This window comes from Streptomyces krungchingensis (assembly GCF_054729265.1).
The window spans coordinates 6,925,127-6,941,318 of the sequence record NZ_JBPUKY010000001.1; the positions used below are offsets into that span (position 1 = coordinate 6,925,127).

At 70.8% G+C, this 16,192-nt stretch carries 19 protein-coding genes; 10 read left to right on the plus strand and 9 right to left on the minus strand.

What is annotated here, in order from left to right; translation table 11 throughout:
* Positions 1-6 precede the first annotated feature (6 nt).
* Entirely contained in the window at positions 7-354 is a 348-nt protein-coding gene (locus ACSYGO_RS30525; protein WP_426679733.1) for a DUF952 domain-containing protein, read from the plus strand.
* Here ACSYGO_RS30525 and ACSYGO_RS30530 read toward each other — a convergent pair.
* The 3 genes from ACSYGO_RS30530 to ACSYGO_RS30540 all read right to left on the minus strand — a co-directional run bounded on the left by ACSYGO_RS30530 (position 351) and on the right by ACSYGO_RS30540 (position 2,660).
* Positions 351-1,103, minus strand: a complete 753-nt coding sequence (locus tag ACSYGO_RS30530) for a VOC family protein (RefSeq protein ID WP_460388373.1) — start codon at positions 1,101-1,103, stop codon at positions 351-353. The genes ACSYGO_RS30525 and ACSYGO_RS30530 overlap by 4 nt on opposite strands.
* A complete protein-coding gene (locus ACSYGO_RS30535) occupies positions 1,100-1,972 on the minus strand; it encodes an ATP-grasp domain-containing protein (RefSeq protein WP_426679731.1) in 873 nt (290 codons plus the stop codon). The genes ACSYGO_RS30530 and ACSYGO_RS30535 overlap by 4 nt, the downstream gene beginning before the upstream one ends.
* 109 nt (positions 1,973-2,081) lie before the next feature.
* The gene (locus ACSYGO_RS30540) at positions 2,082-2,660 is read right to left on the minus strand and encodes a hypothetical protein (protein WP_426679730.1); all 579 of its coding nucleotides are present in this window, start codon (positions 2,658-2,660) and stop codon (positions 2,082-2,084) included.
* Positions 2,661-2,796: 136 nt separating this feature from the next.
* Here ACSYGO_RS30540 and ACSYGO_RS30545 point away from each other — a divergent pair, with 136 nt between their 5' ends.
* Entirely contained in the window at positions 2,797-3,723 is a 927-nt protein-coding gene (locus ACSYGO_RS30545; RefSeq protein ID WP_426679729.1) for a hypothetical protein, read from the plus strand.
* 116 nt (positions 3,724-3,839) lie between these two features.
* Here the strand turns inward: ACSYGO_RS30545 and sodN are convergent, their stop codons facing one another.
* Positions 3,840-4,235, minus strand: a complete 396-nt coding sequence (gene sodN, locus ACSYGO_RS30550) for a superoxide dismutase, Ni (RefSeq protein WP_004983535.1) — start codon at positions 4,233-4,235, stop codon at positions 3,840-3,842.
* Positions 4,236-4,380: 145 nt separating this feature from the next.
* Here sodN and sodX point away from each other — a divergent pair, with 145 nt between their 5' ends.
* Positions 4,381-4,815 (plus strand): nickel-type superoxide dismutase maturation protease, encoded by a 435-nt coding sequence (gene sodX / locus ACSYGO_RS30555; RefSeq protein ID WP_426679801.1) that lies wholly within the window; start codon positions 4,381-4,383, stop codon positions 4,813-4,815.
* Here sodX and ACSYGO_RS30560 read toward each other — a convergent pair.
* Positions 4,719-5,348 (minus strand): CGNR zinc finger domain-containing protein, encoded by a 630-nt coding sequence (locus tag ACSYGO_RS30560; RefSeq protein WP_426679728.1) that lies wholly within the window; start codon positions 5,346-5,348, stop codon positions 4,719-4,721. The two genes, sodX and ACSYGO_RS30560, sit on opposite strands and share 97 nt — an antisense overlap.
* A gap of 100 nt (positions 5,349-5,448) precedes the next feature.
* Here ACSYGO_RS30560 and ACSYGO_RS30565 point away from each other — a divergent pair, with 100 nt between their 5' ends.
* From ACSYGO_RS30565 to ACSYGO_RS30575, 3 genes are all read left to right on the plus strand, one after another.
* Positions 5,449-6,219 carry a class I SAM-dependent methyltransferase gene (locus tag ACSYGO_RS30565; protein ID WP_426679727.1) on the plus strand — a complete coding sequence of 257 codons (771 nt, stop codon included), beginning with the start codon at positions 5,449-5,451 and terminating at the stop codon, positions 6,217-6,219.
* Between the two features lie 127 nt (positions 6,220-6,346).
* Positions 6,347-6,835 carry a sigma-70 family RNA polymerase sigma factor gene (locus tag ACSYGO_RS30570; protein ID WP_435223656.1) on the plus strand — a complete coding sequence of 163 codons (489 nt, stop codon included), beginning with the start codon at positions 6,347-6,349 and terminating at the stop codon, positions 6,833-6,835.
* Positions 6,832-7,614, plus strand: a complete 783-nt coding sequence (locus ACSYGO_RS30575; protein WP_460388375.1) for a hypothetical protein — start codon at positions 6,832-6,834, stop codon at positions 7,612-7,614. The genes ACSYGO_RS30570 and ACSYGO_RS30575 overlap by 4 nt, the downstream gene beginning before the upstream one ends.
* A 113-nt stretch (positions 7,615-7,727) precedes the next feature.
* Here the strand turns inward: ACSYGO_RS30575 and ACSYGO_RS30580 are convergent, their stop codons facing one another.
* The 3 genes from ACSYGO_RS30580 to ACSYGO_RS30590 are packed head-to-tail and all read right to left on the minus strand — an operon-like array spanning position 7,728 to position 10,439.
* Entirely contained in the window at positions 7,728-8,489 is a 762-nt protein-coding gene (locus tag ACSYGO_RS30580; protein ID WP_426679724.1) for an amino acid ABC transporter ATP-binding protein, read from the minus strand.
* The gene (locus ACSYGO_RS30585; protein WP_426679723.1) at positions 8,489-9,454 is read right to left on the minus strand and encodes an amino acid ABC transporter permease; all 966 of its coding nucleotides are present in this window, start codon (positions 9,452-9,454) and stop codon (positions 8,489-8,491) included. The genes ACSYGO_RS30580 and ACSYGO_RS30585 overlap by 1 nt, the downstream gene beginning before the upstream one ends.
* A 28-nt stretch (positions 9,455-9,482) precedes the next feature.
* Positions 9,483-10,439, minus strand: coding sequence for an ABC transporter substrate-binding protein (locus ACSYGO_RS30590; protein ID WP_426679722.1), 957 nt, complete (start codon positions 10,437-10,439; stop codon positions 9,483-9,485).
* 539 nt (positions 10,440-10,978) lie between these two features.
* Here ACSYGO_RS30590 and ACSYGO_RS30595 point away from each other — a divergent pair.
* The 4 genes from ACSYGO_RS30595 (at position 10,979) to ACSYGO_RS30610 (ending at position 14,503) form a co-directional block, all read left to right on the plus strand.
* On the plus strand, positions 10,979-12,202 hold the full coding sequence (locus ACSYGO_RS30595) for an NAD(P)-dependent malic enzyme (RefSeq protein WP_359489701.1): 1,224 nt from the start codon (positions 10,979-10,981) through the stop codon (positions 12,200-12,202).
* A 432-nt stretch (positions 12,203-12,634) separates the two neighbouring features.
* Complete coding sequence (locus ACSYGO_RS30600; RefSeq protein ID WP_426679721.1) at positions 12,635-13,600, plus strand: zinc-binding dehydrogenase; 966 nt, start codon at positions 12,635-12,637, stop codon at positions 13,598-13,600.
* A gap of 112 nt (positions 13,601-13,712) precedes the next feature.
* On the plus strand, positions 13,713-13,922 hold the full coding sequence (locus ACSYGO_RS30605; RefSeq protein ID WP_010984411.1) for a helix-turn-helix domain-containing protein: 210 nt from the start codon (positions 13,713-13,715) through the stop codon (positions 13,920-13,922).
* Positions 13,922-14,503, plus strand: coding sequence for a Clp protease N-terminal domain-containing protein (locus tag ACSYGO_RS30610; protein ID WP_426679720.1), 582 nt, complete (start codon positions 13,922-13,924; stop codon positions 14,501-14,503). The genes ACSYGO_RS30605 and ACSYGO_RS30610 overlap by 1 nt, the downstream gene beginning before the upstream one ends.
* Positions 14,504-15,126: 623 nt before the next feature.
* On the opposite strand, the gene ACSYGO_RS30615 is transcribed toward ACSYGO_RS30610, so the two are convergent.
* The gene (locus ACSYGO_RS30615) at positions 15,127-16,191 is read right to left on the minus strand and encodes a PadR family transcriptional regulator (RefSeq protein WP_432175695.1); all 1,065 of its coding nucleotides are present in this window, start codon (positions 16,189-16,191) and stop codon (positions 15,127-15,129) included.
* Position 16,192 lies beyond the last annotated feature (1 nt).

Here is a 16,192-nt window from a genome sequence, read left to right on the forward strand (position 1 = left end):
GGGCGCATGCCTGAACCTCTGCTGCACATCACCGAGCGCTCCCTGTGGGACGCGGCCCGCGCGTCCGGCACGTACGAGATGTCCACGCGCGGCCGCACCCTCGGCGAGGAGGGATTCATCCACTGCTCCACACGCCGCCAACTCCCGGGCGTGGCCTCCTTCCTCTACGGCTCCTACGCCGGTCCCGACGAGCTCGTCGTCCTCGTCATCGACGCCGAGCGGGTCGGCGCGCCGGTGCGCCACGAGGCGATGAAGCCCGGGGGTGAGGAGTTCCCGCACGTCTACGGACCCATCCCGGTGGAGGCCGTCGTGGACGTGGAGACCTGGGACCCGCAGACCGCGGGGACGGCCTAGGGGAGGCTGCCCGTCGCGGGATCCCGGGGCGTCAGGCAGTACGTGCCGCCGGCAGGGTCCCGCATGACGTTCCAGTGGGCGCCGCGCGCGACGAGGGCGGCACCGAGACTCTCGTGGTGGGCCCGGACCGCGTCGACGTCCGAGCACGCGATGTCGTGGTGGGCGGACGCGGGACGTTCGTCGCCCAGGCGTTGCAGGAGGATGCGGAACGGCAGCGTCGAGGGCGGCCCGACCACGTGGAACTCCGGGAATGCGCCGGGCCGGGACACCCAGCCGGTCAGCTCGCCCCAGAAGGCCACCTCGGCGTCGTACACGGACGGCGCCAGGTCCAGGCACACCTGGTCGAGGCGGCTGGTCGCCCCGCCGCCCGGGACCTCGACCACCGGCGGGCGCGTCGACTCACCCTGCCAGGGCACCACGCAGAACGACTGCCCGCCGGGCGAGCGCAGTACGGTCCATCCCTCGTGCCCGGCGACAACCTCGGCACCCAGGCGCCGCGCCGACCGCACCAGCGCGGTCACGTCCTCGACGGCCAGGTCGAGGTGCGCGCCCCCGTCGCCGTCCTCGACGCCCTGCATCTTCACGCACGCGTCCGCCCCGTCGTGCAGCAGCGTGACGAACTCGTCCCGGTCGCCGCGCGGTCCGGACAACCGCGTCCCCGTGACGGCGGTCCAGAAGTCGTGGGCGGTGCCGGACTCCTTCAGCGGCCGGTCGACGAAGGCGTAGGTCCACCGGATCGGTTCGGTCATCGGGGCGCTCCCTCTCGGTCGGCCGGTACGGTTCGTACCGTCTCCCGCGCGATCAGCCCGTGCAACGAGGTTTTCACGCTCGCGACGAACGAGTCCCGGACGCCGGGCGAGAGCACGTCCAGGGAGAGGTACGGGTTGAGGTCCTCCAGCTCCACGAGGAGCAGTTCACCGCCGGGGGCACGGCAGGCGTCCACGCGCTGGATGCCGTGGTCGATGTCGTTCCAGTCGACGAACCGCTGGGCGAACTCACGGTCGGCCGCGGTCGGCTCGTACGGCTCCAGGGCCCACCGCCGGTCCGGGTCGGGGGCGTACAGGGCGTAGTGGAAGGTGCGGTCGACGAAGTAGAAGGACACCTCGTAGCGGAAGTCGATACGGGGCTGGACGAGGACGTCGCCGTACGCGCGCCCGGCGAGCTGCTCGCGCGGGACGAACTCCAGGCCTATCGAGTCCGCGCCCAGCTTGGGCTTCACCACATACTGGCCGGCGACGGGCAGCAGGCCCAGGTCCTCGGCACGGTCGACGGTGGGGATGACCGGGTACCCGGCGGCCGTCAGATCGAGCAGGTACCGCTTGCCCGCCATGTCGCCCTTGCCGGAGAGCTCGTTGAACACGCGCACACCGTCCGCCACCGCCCGGGCGCGAAACGCGTCGTACTGCTCCTGGTAGTTCAGCACCGGCCCGCTGTTGCGCACGACCACCACGTCGAAACCGTGCATCAGCCGCTCCGCGTCCAGCGGATGGCACAGGGCGACGTCGAACTCCTCGCGCAGCCGGGAGGTGAGGAAGATGTCCTCGTCGCAGTAGCGGCGGCCCTTGGCCGGATAGGCCAGGTCACTGACGAACAGGACGCGGGGGCGCGCGGACGGCATGGGGGACTCCTCGGCGTTCATCGTGCTTTCTCGAACGCACTCTCTCAGGGACCGCCGCGTCCGGTGAAGCGGGGGAGGCCGCCGGCCGGGACGGGCCCGGCCGGCTCGGTCACTCGGCGAGCGCGTCGCGCGACGCCGCGTGACGGGCGCGAGCGATGTCGGGGAAGCGCACCGTGAACAGGACGGGGAGGACGAACGCGGCGACCGTGAGCAGGGTGCGGGCCGTGTCCGCCTCCGGCCGGTAGTGCCACAGCAGCGCCCCGCCGATGCCGCAGAGGGTGAAAGCCGTGGCCCATACGACGGTGATGACACGGTTGACGTGCAGGAAGAGCGGGCTGTTCCACCGGTTCTCGGACACCTGGGTGCGGGCGATGCCGAGCGTGAAGGGGCGGCCGATCGCGAGCGAGGCCCAGGCGGTGACCGCGAGCCAGAGCGAGGAGAGCGGCGGGCCGTAATGGACGACGGCGGACGAGCCGGGCGCGACGCACGCGGCGACGGTGTAGGCGGCGAAGAACACGACGGCGCTTCCCTCGATCACCTGGGCGTCCCAGCCGCGGCCCGCGCGGCGCTGGACCGCGACGAGTCCGGCGGCCAGGACGAGGCCGGTGAGCGCGGCGACGCGGATGTCGACCGTGCCGGTGAGCGCGGCCACGGCGATCCACGGGACGAAGCTGCGGATGTAGCCCATGACGATGGTCCCCCTGTGCTTGTGCGACCCGGGTTCGGTCGGACCCGGGCCCTCAGCTTCTCGGTCACATGTGCGCCTCGGCACGGGGAGAAGCTGCAAGACTCGGTGCAGGAAGCTGCACGGGACGGGGGGACCGATGGGCCTGGAGAGCCTCGGGCTGACGCATGATCAGGAGCGGGTCTACCGCTATCTCCTGCGTACACCGCACGCCGACCCCGACGAGGCCCGGGCGGAACTCGGCCTGCCCCGCCTCGCCGCGGTCCTCGACGAGCTGCGGACGCTGGGCGTGATCGACGGCTCCCTGGCCCCGCTGCCGCCCGCCGCCACCGTGGACCTGCTCGTCCGCCGACAGGTGGAGCGCACGTCGCGCGAACTGGCCCGCCTGGACGCGGCCTTCGACGTGGTGCGCGATCTGGCCGAGGAGGCCCGCCGCGGCCGCCCCGTCGAACTCGTCGAACGCATCGAGGACAGCGCGGGCGTGAACCGGCGCATCGACGCGATGCGCGACCGGGCCGAGACGATGAACGCCAAGCCCCTGCCGCGCGGCCGGCACCACTCCGAGGAGGCCACCCGCCGCTACCGCCGTCGGCTCGCCGACGGTCTGGTCAGCCGGACCCTGGTCGGCGCGGCGGCCCTCGACCTGCCCGAAGAGCTGGCCTACGCCCGGCACTTGCACGGCCTGGGCGATCTGCACCGCGTCACGGCCGAGCCGTTCCTGCCGCTGCTCGTCATCGACCGGCGGGTCGCCTTCGTGCTGCTCGAACCCGGCCGGTCGGACACCGACGCGCTGATGATCCGCCAGCCCGGGATCGTGGCCGCGCTCGTCGCGCTGTTCGAGAAACTGTGGGAACGGGCCGCGGACCTCGACGGGCTCGGTCTCAGCGCGGCGGAAGCGCGGGTCCTGCGCGCGCTGGCCGAGCACGACAAGGACGAGACCGCCGCCCGCGCGCTGAACATGTCCTTGCGCAAGTACCGCGCACACGTGGCCGATCTGATGACCCGGCTGGGTGCCACCACCCGCTTCCAGGCCGCCCTGCGGGCGAAGGAGCGCGGCTGGCTGTGACATGACGACCGCACCCGGCCCGTGGCGGACGCCGTGCTCGGCGCCCTGTACGGACCGGGTGCGGTCGGGAGACGCTGCGGTGTCGGAACCGCGGCGCAGAAGGAGGTGATCCGGGATCAGGCCTTCTTGGTCTCCCAGAAGATCTTGTCGATCTGGGCGATGTAGTCCAGCGCCTTCTGGCCCGTCGCCGGGTCGGTGGACGCCTTGGCGGCCGAGAGGGCCTTCAGGGTGTCGTTGACCAGCTGGTGCAGCTCCGGGTACTTCTCGAAGTGCGGGGGCTTGAAGTAGTCGCTCCAGAGCACCGACACGTGGTGCTTGGCGAGCTCGGCGCGCTGCTCCTTGATGACGGTGGCGCGAGCCTGGAAGTGCGGGTCGTCGTTGCCGGCCATCTTTTCCTGGACGGCCTTCACCGACTCCGCCTCGATGCGGGCCTGGGCCGGGTCGTACACACCGCAGGGCAGGTCGCAGTGTGCGCTGACCTTGACCTTGGGGGCAAACAGGCGGGAGAGCATTGAGCTGTCCTTCCTCGTGATCGTCTTCTCAGGTGGGACATTACTCCGTGGAAGACGGGTTTTCGCGAGTGCCCCCATGGGCTTAGGACAAAAGTCCAGGGTGAAACTGGGACTGGTGGAGGATAGGACCGGGGAGGTGCCGGTGATGCCGGAGCTGTCGCAGGAGACCGAGCGTGGGAGGGCCGTCTTGCCGTTCGGCGCGGCCGAGGTGACGGGACCGTCCATGGTGCCCACGCTCCAGCACGGGGACCGGCTCGTCGTGCAGTGGGGGGCGCGGGTCAGGGCCGGCGACGTCGTCGTCCTGCGCCATCCGTTCCAGCAGGACCTGCTGGTCGTCAAACGGGCCGCGGAGCGGCGCGAGGGCGGCTGGTGGGTGCTCGGGGACAACGCCTTCGCGGGCGGGGACAGCACCGACTACGGAACCGTCCCCGAGGAACTCGTCCTCGGGAAGGTGTGGTTCCGCTACCGGCCGCTGAAGCGGGGTCAGCGCTCGCCGGTCGCGCTGGCGCGCTGGGTGTGGGGCGCGGCCAGGCCCGTGCTGTCGGACCGGTCCGCCTCCAGGCGCTTGCGGGCCCGGTAGGCCGCGACATTGGCGCGGGTCGCGCAGCGGTCCGAGCAGTAGCGCCGCGAGCGGTTGGTCGAGGTGTCCAGGTAGGCATTGCGGCAGGGCGCCGCCTCGCACAGGCCCAGCCGGTCGACGCCGTACTCGGTGAGGTGGAAGGCGAGCCCCATCGCGGCGATCGCCGCGTAGCCCGCGGTCGCGTTCGACGGGTGGTCCGCCAGGTGCATGTGCCACAGCGGGCGGCCGTCGTCGTCCCGGTGGTCGTGGCCGGAGATCTGGGGGCTCACCGGGAACTCCAGGAGGAGTGAGTTCAGCAGGTCGACGGCGAGGGTCTCGTCGCCGCCGTCCGCCGCCTCGAAGACTCCGCGCAGCCGCGCCCGTACGGAGCGGAAGCGGGTGACGTCCGCGTCCGTGGCACGGCGCGCGGCCGAGGAGTTGCCCTCGAAGAGGTCGCGGACCGCCTCGACCGAGGTCAGCGCGTCCTTGCCCCGGGCCGGTTCCTCGCTGTTGACGAGACGGACGGCGTAATCCGAGTAATAGGCCAGTTCCACTTGTAGTCCTTACGGGCGCGCTCTATCGTCATGTCTGCGGTTGGGTAACAGCTGATCGTGCTTCCAGGGTATTACGAGGCGCGGCGAAGAAGGGGACTCCATGACCACCACGACCGGAACCACACCGGGAACCGACTGGGCAGCCTGGCAGACGAGCTGGGACCGGCAGCAGGAGTGGTACATGCCGGACCGCGAGGAGCGCTTCCGGGTCATGCTCGACATGGTCGAGGCCCTCGTCGGTCCCGAGCCGCGCGTCCTCGACCTGGCCTGCGGCACCGGCACCATCACCGCCCGGCTGCTCGCCCGCTTCCCGAAGGCCGTCAGCACCGGAGTCGACCTCGACCCCGCCCTGCTCGCCATCGCCGAGGGCACCTTCGCGGGCGACGACCGGGTCTCCTTCGTCACGGCCGACCTCAAGGACCCGGACTGGGTGTCCCTGCTGCCGTACGACTCGTACGACGCCGTCCTGACCGCGACGGCCCTGCACTGGCTGCACAGCGAACCCCTCGCGGCCCTCTACGGTCGGATCGCGGGACTCGTCCGCGACGGCGGTGTCTTCATGAACGCCGACCACATGATCGACGAGACGACCCCCAGGATCAACGCGGCCGAGCGCGCCCAGCGGCACGCCCGCATGGATCAGGCCAAGAAGGACGGCGCCCTCGACTGGGCCGAATGGTGGGAGCTGGCCGCCGCCGACCCCGTCCTCGCCGGCCCCACCGCCCGGCGCTTCGAGATCTACGGCGAGCACGCCGACGGCGACACCCCGTCCGCCGACTGGCACGCGCGCGCCCTGCGCGCGCAGGGCTTCGGGGAGGCCCGGACGGTCTGGCGCTCCCCCTCGGACGCGCTGGTCCTCGCGGTCAAGTAGCCGCAGCAGCACGCCGATCGAGAGGCGGTACGGAAAATCCGTACCGCCTCTTCTGCAACCCCCGCAGGAGCCCACCGCACTGGAAGGGTGAGACGGCCCGCGACCGCGGGCCGGGGAAGGGGGCAGGATGACGCGCGGCGAGGAAGCCGCTCTGCACGCCTTCGTGGAGGGCAGACGGACGGCGCTGTTCCGCAGCGCCTATCTGCTGTGCGGAAACCGGGACGAGGCCGAGGACCTCGTCCAGACGACCCTGGTGAAGGTCGTCCTCGGTGCGCGCCGGCACGGCCGCCTCGACAACCTCGAGGCCTATGCGCGCAGAACGCTGGTCAACACCTTCATCTCCGCGCGCCGCCGCTTCTGGCGGCGCGAGCAGGCGTACGGCGACGTGCCGGACATCGCGGACCTGTCGGTCGACAGCGACACCGGACTCGTGGTGCGGGCCGCCCTCGCGCAGCTCGCGCCCAAGCAGCGCGCCGTACTGGTGCTGCGCTACTGGGAGGACCTGAGCGTGGCCGCCACGGCCCAGCTGCTCGGGATGCGGGAGAGCACGGTCAAGAGCCACACGGCCAGGGGACTCGCGGCGCTGCGGGCCGCGGTGCGGGAGGAATACGTATGAATCTTCAGGAGATGGAGACGGAGCGCGTCCGGGAACTGCTCGGACGGGCCGTGGACGACGTCCGGACGCCGCACGGCCGCGACAGCGAGACCGTCTTCGCACAGGCCTCCCGGCTGCGGTGGCGGCGCCGGGCGGCGACGACCGGCGTCACCGCCGCGGCCGTGGCGGCGGCACTGCTCCTCGGACCGGGACTGCTCGACGACCGGGGCCGGGAGACGAGCGTGGCCGGCCGGCCCACCGCCGGCGAGCTCACCTCCAGGGCGGGCCGGTTCGCGAAGCTGCTGCCCGCCGGGACCGGCAGGATCAGCGAGGTCTCGCTGCTGCGGCTGGTCAAGCAGGTGCCGAAGGCCCCGCTGCCCAAGCCCGTCGGGCCGTACGACGGGGACTACGCCATCAGCCGGGACGGCGGAGTCGGCTACATCAGCGTCCACCTGTCCACGGCCAAGGAGGTCGAGGCCAAGACGGGCGGCCTGGGGCTCCAGGACCCCTGCAAGGACTCGCCCCGCGACGGCACCGTGGACTGCACCAGCGAGAAGCTCCCGAACGGGAACGTGCTGGGCATCCACCGGACGGGCGCGCCGGATCCCGGCACCTACTCCTATCCGACCTGGGGCCCGGAGTTCGTCGCGACCCTCCAGCTGAGCGACGGCAGGGTCCTGCACGTGCGCGCCAACGGCGGCTTCCAGGGCAAGGGCCAGCTCGGCCCGCTGCTCAAGACACCGCCGCTGGACCGGGACCAGCTGCGCAAGCTGACGCTGAACCCGAAGCTGCTGCCGTAGCCGGGCGGAACGAAGAAGGGCGGACACGGGGGGAGGGCGGACACGGAGAAGGGGCGGTACGGGAGACTCCCGTACCGCCCCTTCTCGTGCTCTCGCGGTATCGAACGCCGAGGTCAGAGGACCTTCGACAGGAACGACTTGGTGCGCTCGTGCTGCGGGTCCGTCAGGACGTCACGCGGGTGGCCGGACTCGACCACCACGCCGCCGTCCATGAAGACCAGCGAGTCGCCGACCTCACGGGCGAAGCCCATCTCGTGCGTGACGACCACCATCGTCATGCCGGACTCGGCGAGGTCGCGCATGACGTCGAGGACATCGCCGACCAGCTCCGGGTCGAGTGCCGAGGTCGGCTCGTCGAAGAGCATCAGCTTCGGGTCCATCGCCAGCGCGCGGGCGATCGCCACACGCTGCTGCTGACCGCCGGACAGCTGCGAGGGGTAGTTGCCCGCCTTGTCGGACAGACCCACCCGGTCCAGGAGCTCCATCGCCCGGTGGTGCGTGTCCGACTTCTTGGCGCCCTTCACCTGGATGGGAGCCTCCATGACGTTCTCGACGGCCGTCATGTGCGGGAACAGGTTGAAGCGCTGGAAGACCATGCCGATGTCCCGGCGCTTCAGGGCCACCTCGCTGTCCTTGAGCTCGTACAGCTTGTCGCCCTTCTGGCGGTAGCCGACCAGCTCCCCGTCGACGTACAGGCGACCGGCGTTGATCTTCTCCAGGTGGTTGATGCACCTGAGGAAGGTGGACTTGCCGGACCCGGACGGGCCGATGAGGCAGAACACCTCGCCGGAATTCACCTCCAGGTCGATGCCCTTGAGGACTTCGACCAGGCCGAAGGACTTGTGGACGCCCTCGGCCTTCACCATGGCGGTCATCACACGGCTCCCCTCGGGCTGCCCTTCGAGAACAGGTTCGCCTTGATCTTCTCGAAGATCGTCGGCGGCAGGCTGCGGCTGGAACCGCGGGCGTAGTAGCGCTCCAGGTAGTACTGGAAGACGCTGAACACGCTGGTCATCGCCAGGTACCAGATGGAGGCCACGAAGAGCATCTCCATCACGGCGTAACTGGTGGAACCGATCGCCGACGTCGAACGCAGCAGCTCGTTGTAGGTGACCGCGTACACCAGCGACGAGGTCTTCAGCATGTTGATGAACTCGTTGCCCGTGGGCGGCACGATCACGCGCATGGCCTGCGGGATCACGATCCGGCGCAGCGTCTTGGCGTGGCTCATGCCCAGCGCGTGCGCGGCCTCCGTCTGACCCTCGTCGACGGCCAGCAGGCCGGCGCGGCAGATCTCCGCCATGTACGCGGCCTCGTTCAGGCCGAGGCCCAGCAGGGCGCACATGAACGGGGTCATGACGTCCGTCATCTCGTTCTTGTAGATCGGACCGAGATTGAGGACCGGGAAGATCAGCGCCAGGTTGAACCACAGCAGCAGCTGGACGTAGACCGGGGTGCCGCGGAAGAACCAGATGTACAGCCAGGCGACGCTGCTGGTCACCGGGTTCTTCGAGAGCCGCATCACCGCGAGGAGGATGCCCAGCAGCACACCCACGATCATGGCGAGCACGCTGATCAGCAGCGTCCGGCCCGCGCCCTTGACGACGCTGGACTCGAAGAGCTGGTCGCCGACCGTGTGCCACTGGATGTTGCCCTGCGAGAACGCGTACCCGAGCGCCACCAGGAGCGCGACCACGATGACGGCGCTGACCCACCGGCCGTAGTGCCGCACGGGGATCGCCTTGATGGCCTCCGGGCCGCCCGCGGGCACCGACGTCTTGGAGAACGTCGGCCCCGAGGGCGGAGTGTCCGCGGGGGACTTGTCGAGATTGTCAGTCACGTGACTGCCCTTCAGTGGTGCGCTCGGCTCACTTGCCGCCGTTGATCGCGGACTGGTCGATCGCGCCCGACTGCGCGCCCCACTTCTCCAGGACCTTCTTGTACGAGCCGTCCTTGATGATCGCGTCGACGGCTTCCTTCAGGACGTCGCGCAGCTCGGTGTTCTTCTTGCTGAGGACGATGCCGAACGGGCCGGCGTCGTACTGCTTGTTGATCACCTCGAAGGCGTTGCCGCCGTCCGCCTTGCGGGCCAGGTCGACCGCGACCGGGTAGTCGTTGATGCCGGCCACGGCACCGCCGGACTTCACACGGGTCTGGGCCTCGGTGTCGTTCTCGAACGACTCGATGCTGATGGCCTTCTTGCCCGCGTCCTTGCACTTCTTGGACTGGTCCTGGAGGGCCTTCTCGTACGTGGTGCCCCGCTGGACGGCGGCGGTCCGGCCGCACAGGTCCTCGAGCCCCTGGATGTTCTCCGGGTTGCCCTTCTTCACGTAGATGGCCGTACCGGCGACGAAGTAGTCGACGAAGTCGACGCCCTCGCCGAGCTTCTTGCCCTTGTCGTCCAGGCCCTCCTGGCGCTGCTTGTTGTCCGTGATGGACGACATCGCGATGTCGTAGCGGCCGGAGTTGACGGCCGTGATCAGGCCGTCGAAGGAGCCGGAGGTGAACTCGAACTTCACGCCGAGCTGCTTGCTCAGGGCGTCCGCCAGGTCGGGGTCGACGCCGACGATCTTGCCGCCCTCGGTCGACTCCATGGGGGCGTACTCGGCGTTCGTGCCGACCTTGATGACCCCCGCGTCCTGGATCTTCTTCGGCAGCTTGGAGAACAGCGGAGCGCTGTTCGACTTGGCGGTCTCCGAGGAGCTGCCGCCCTTGTCGGTCTGGTCACCGCAGCCGGTGAGGATCAGGGCGCCAGCGACCGCGATCGCACCGACCGCTGCTATCCGGGACTTCGCGGTCGTACGACGGGTGGAGCTTGCGGTCATGGTGGGTTCCTCCGGCGGATGAGGGAGTAGCCGATAGGTCGACGAGAACACACACCTTCGGGTGTCGCGACCTCGTGTGATGACCGCATCTTGCCATTCGGACCGCGCGATTCAGGGAACTCGCTATGTCAAAATCGGATAACGGGTGACCCCCGAACCGCTACCGACCGGTACACCGATGCCGGATCTTGTGCGGGAATCTTTCATTCCGGCCGGAAGATCTTCGGTGTATCCCGCGATGCGGGCGACCGTTACTCCGCGCTCGCGACAACATGAGTGCATGTCCGGACTTGTCAATGCATCTGGCCATGAGTCATGTCACCGTCGTGTGACCTTCACGTTATGGACTCGTCGGCGGCACTGTCAGTCGGGTAAGAAGGTTCTTTACACCCCTCATCCGGGGCTCAGGGCGCGTGTGCGGCGCGCCCGTCGCGCACGGCCCGTACGCAATCACGGCGGCAGGGTCTGCGCGGTGCCCGCCCACCCCTCAACCAGGAGTGGTCACCCTCAACCCATGAAGATTTAAGGGGTAAAACAAAGTGGCAGCGGAGATCGTCAATCCTCGCAGCGACAGCAATACGGATCAGGACGGAGGGGCCGAGCCCCTCGATTCCTTCGATCCCGCATTCGCGCTGCACCGCGGCGGCAAGATGGCCGTGCAGGCCACCGTGCCCGTCCGTGACAAGGACGACCTGTCCCTGGCGTACACGCCCGGCGTCGCGAAAGTGTGCAGCGCGATCGCCGAGCAGCCCGAACTCGTCCATGACTACACCTGGAAGTCGTCCGTCGTCGCCGTCGTGACGGACGGTACGGCTGTCCTGGGTCTCGGGGACATCGGTCCCGAGGCCTCCCTCCCGGTCATGGAGGGCAAGGCGATTCTTTTCAAGCAGTTCGGCGGCGTGGACGCCGTCCCGATCGCGCTCGACTGCACGGGCGTCGACGAGATCGTCGAGACCGTGGCCCGGCTCGCGCCCTCCTTCGGCGGAGTCAACCTGGAGGACATCTCGGCACCGCGGTGCTTCGAGATCGAGCGGAAGCTCCAGGAGCGGCTGGACATTCCCGTCTTCCACGACGACCAGCACGGGACCGCGGTGGTCACCCTCGCGGCCCTGCGGAACGCCGCGAAGCTGACCGGGCGCTCGCTCGGCGACCTGCGTGCGGTGATCTCCGGCGCCGGTGCGGCCGGGGTCGCGATCGCCAAGTTCCTGCTGGAGGCGGGGCTCGGCGACGTCGCCGTCGCGGACCGCAAGGGTGTCGTGTCGCGCGACCGGGACGACCTGACGGACGTCAAGCGTGAGCTGGCGGAGATCACCAACAAGGCCGGGATCACCGGGTCGCTGGAGTCCGCCCTGGCGGGCGCCGACGTCTTCATCGGCGTCTCCGGCGGTACGGTGCCGGAGCCGGCGGTGGCCTCGATGGCCGAGGGCGCGTTCGTCTTCGCCATGGCCAACCCGAATCCCGAGGTGCACCCCGACATCGCCCACAAGTACGCGGCCGTCGTCGCGACCGGGCGGTCGGACTTCCCGAACCAGATCAACAACGTGCTGGCCTTCCCCGGGATCTTCGCCGGAGCGCTCCAGGTGCGGGCGTCCCGGATCACCGAGGGAATGAAGATCGCGGCGGCCGATGCGCTGGCCGCGGTCGTCGGGGACGACCTCTCCGCCGACTACGTGATCCCCTCGCCGTTCGACGAGCGGGTCGCTCCGGCGGTCACCGCGGCGGTTGCCGCGGCCGCGCGGGCCGAGGGTGTGGCTCGACGCTGACGGGGCGCGTCGCCGCTGACGCGGTTGCGTGCGCTGCGGCCCCGCCGGGTTGTCCCGGCGGGGCCCTTTCCTTTCCCGGGGGCCGGTCGGTTTCCTTTCCCGGAGGCGGGTCGGTCCGGTAGGGCTCTGTGTCCGGGGTTGGTCCGGGCGGGTGGTGTTTCGCCCCCTCCGCCCCTGCCCGTCCCGTGTCCCAGGGGGCTCCGCCCCCAGACCCCCGATCGGCCTGGACGGCCTCGTCCTCAAGCGCCGGACGGGCTGAAATCAGCCCCTCCGGCGTGTGAGGGGCGGGGTCCGGGGCGGAGCCCCGGGTACGGGACGGGAAGGGGCGGAGGGGGCGAAACACGCCGGGGAGCGGGCCGCCGGGCGTGGCGGGACCTGTGTCACACCGGGACATGGTTCCGTGCGGCGGGGGCGGAGCCTATCGTCAAGGTCATGTTCGCTGCCTATGCCGCCCGAATCGACCGTGACCAGCCGCTGAGCGGCCTGGAGTTGGGGGAGCGCCCGGCCCCGGAGAAGAGGCCGGGCTGGACCACCGTGAACGTGCGGGCCGCCTCGCTGAACCACCACGACCTGTGGTCCCTGCGCGGGGTCGGCCTGGCCGAGGACAAGCTGCCGATGATCCTCGGCTGTGACGCCGCCGGAGTCGACGAGGACGGCAACGAGGTCGTGCTGCACTCCGTCATCGGCCAGAGCGGACACGGGGTCGGCCCCGACGAGCCCCGTTCCATCCTCACCGAGCGCTACCAGGGCACCTTCGCCGAGCAGGTCTCCGTCCCGACGTGGAACGTCCTCCCGAAGCCCAAGGAACTGTCCTTCGAGGAGGCCGCCTGTCTGCCGACCGCCTGGCTGACGGCGTACCGCATGCTCTTCACCAACGCCGGGGTGCGGCCCGGCGACTCCGTGCTCGTGCAGGGCGCGGGCGGCGGCGTGGCCACCGCCGCGATCGTGCTCGGGAAGGCCGCGGGGCTGCGGATGTTCGCCACCAGCCGGGACGAGGCCAAGCGGAAGCGCGCCGTCGAGCTGGGAGCCGTCGAGGCCTTCGAGTCCGGCGCGCGGCTCCCGCAGCGCGTGGACGCCGTCATCGAGACGGTCGGCGCGGCCACCTGGTCCCACTCGGTGAAGTCGCTGCGCCCCGGCGGCAGCCTGGTCATCTCGGGCGCCACCAGCGGCGACCGGCCGTCCCACGCCGAGCTGACGCGCATCTTCTTCCTCGAACTCAAGGTCGTCGGTTCCACGATGGGCACCAAGGACGAGCTGGAGGACCTGCTGTCCTTCTGTGCCGCGACCGGTGTGCGTCCCGTCATCGACGAGGTGTTTCCGCTCGACCGTGCCCGCGAAGGGTTCGAACGCCTCGCGTCGGGCGACCAGTTCGGGAAGATCGTGCTGACGAACGGCTGACGTCTTCTCTTCTCTCGCGCTTCCTTCACGGCCGGTCCGGGTTCCCGGGCCGGCCGTCGGCATGTGTCAACCATGGTTGACATGAGCGGGCGTGTCAACGTAAGTTGACATCATGACCGAAGCAACAGATCTCGCCGAGCGCGCGGGTGATCGCGATCCGCGGATCGGGCTGCGGGCCGTCTCCGCGCTGCGGAGGCTGCTGGAGCAGCTGGAGGCGGTACAGGTGCGCAGTGCGCGCAATCAGGGCTGGTCCTGGCAGGAGATCGCTGCGGAACTCGGAGTGAGCAGGCAGGCCGTGCACAAGAAGTACGGGAGGCAGTGATGTTCGAGCGGTTCACGAAGGATGCGCGTGCCGTCGTCGAGGGGGCGGTGCTGCACTCCGAGAGGACGGGCGCCGACACCGTGGCGGAGGAGCACATGCTGCTCGCGCTCCTCGACCGGGAGGGCAGCCGGGGCTCCTTCGCCCTGGCCGCGCTCGGTCTCGCCGACCGCCGGGACTCGGTCGAGCGCGACCTCGCCGAGGTGCGCCGTCGCGGTGGCCTGTCCCGTGCCGACGCCGAAGCCCTGTCCGGGCTCGGTATCGATCTGTCGGAGATCGTCTCCCGGGTCGAGGAGGCCCACGGGGAAGGTGCGTTGGGGCCGGGATCCGGAGCGGGGGCCAAGTCCGGGGACGGGCGGCGGACGCGACGGCGGCCTTTCGCGCCGGAGGCCAAGGGGGTGCTGGTGCAGTCCCTGAGGATGGCCCATGCCCGCCGGGACCGGCACATCGGTGACGAGCACCTGCTCATGGCACTCACCGCGCGAGGCGGTGTCGCCGCGGAGGTCCTCGCCGACCACGGGGTGACGTACGAGACGGTGACGCGGGTGCTGTACGGCGACGGAGGCGCGGCCGAGGCGGGGTGAGGTCCGGGGGCGTAGAGCGCCTCCGCGACCGAGGCGGCCCACCGCTTGCCCGGTCCCCGCGTCAGGCCGCCGTGCCGGGTCCGCTCCCGCGCGACGCGGAGACGGTGGAACGGGCATCGATTCCAGCGGAGCGGACACTCCGTGCCTTGGATGGCTCGGACGGGGCCGGGGCGGAGGAGTGCCGGGGCCCCGCGGACCCGGGGCCCGAGGACCTGGGGTGCCGCGTCCGGCAGCCTGGCTTGGCGGCTTGGCGGCCGTCAGCCCGCGCGGCTTGGGTGGCTGGAGGGGCTTGGGGCGCGTGCGGCTCCGGTGACCCTGGTCCGCTCTGGGCCGCCTCGGGCCGTGCGGGGCGAGAAGTCCCGACCCGCCGGGCCGGGCCATCTCGCCAGGCCCCGGCGGCGCGGACCCCGGGGTCGACGGTCCTGCCCGCCTCGGGGGTCGACTGTCCAGGGTCCGGTGACCCTGGTCCGCCTCGGGTCGAGCGGGGCGGGAAGTCCCGACCCGCCGGGCCGGGCCATCCCGCCAGGCCCCGGCGGCGCGGACCCCGGGGTCGACGGTCCTGCCCGCCTCGGGCGTTGGCGGTCCGCAATGTCGAGGACCGGGGCACGGCGCTGGTCCCGAGGTCAGCGCTCGTCGGAGGCGAGCGGCCCCCGCAGCGCCGCACCGATGTGGGCCGCCGCCGTCGACAGGTGGCGGCGGGCCTCCCGCAGTTGCTCCTCCGTGACCCCGTGGTCGCGGGAGGCGTCGCGGATGTCGTCGCGGAAGCGGTCCAGCAGGCGGTCGAGGTCGCGGGCGGGGTTGCCGGTGGACTCCTCGTGGGCCCACGAAGGTTCGTAGCCGGCGGGGAAGTCCTTCGGGGTGTCCGTGTACTCCGGATCCGTGGGCGCCCCGGACGGGGTGCGGCCGAAGCCGAAGTCCTTGCCGAAGTTCTTGCCGAACTCGCCGAACTCCTTGGCCAGTTCACTCAGGCCCTCACGCACGCCCGTGGGCCAGTCGCCCCGGGCGAAATGGTCCTGGACCTGCTCCTGGACCCGCTTCGCCATGCGCTGCATCTCCTCCTGCGCCTGGGCGCGGGCCCTCTCCTGGGCCTCCTTGGCCTGGCGGCGGGCGCGCTGGGCCTCGTCGCGGGCGCGGCGGCTCTCGTCCTTGGCGCGGCGGGCCTGTTCCTTCCACTCCTGGCGGACGCGTCGCATCTCCTCCTTCGCCGCCCGCCACGACTCCTTGTCCTGGAAGTCGCCGATGCCGCCGAAGTCGCCCGCGGAGCCGTCGCGTTCCTTCGCCCCGCCGCCCTTCGGGCCCCGCCTGGCCTCCGTGGCCGCCGCCCTCATCTCGCGGCGCAGGTCGCCCGCGGCGCCCCGGACGTCGGCGCGGATCTCCGCCGCCAGCTCCGCCACCGACTCGCGGATCTCCAGCTCCAGATCGGCCAGTTCGCCGCTGCGGTCGGCCAGTTCGGCGCGGCCGGCGTCCGTGATCGCGTACACCTTGCGGCCGCCCTCGGTGGTGTGGGTGACCAGCCCCTCCGCCTCCAGCTTGGCCAGCCGCGGGTACACGGTGCCGGCCGACGGCGCGTACAGCCCCTGGAAGCGCTCCTCCAGGAGCCGGATCACCTCGTACCCGTGGCGCGGGGCCTCGTCCAGCAGCTTGAGGAGGTAGAGGCGCAGACGGCCGTGGGCGAAGACGGGAGGCATG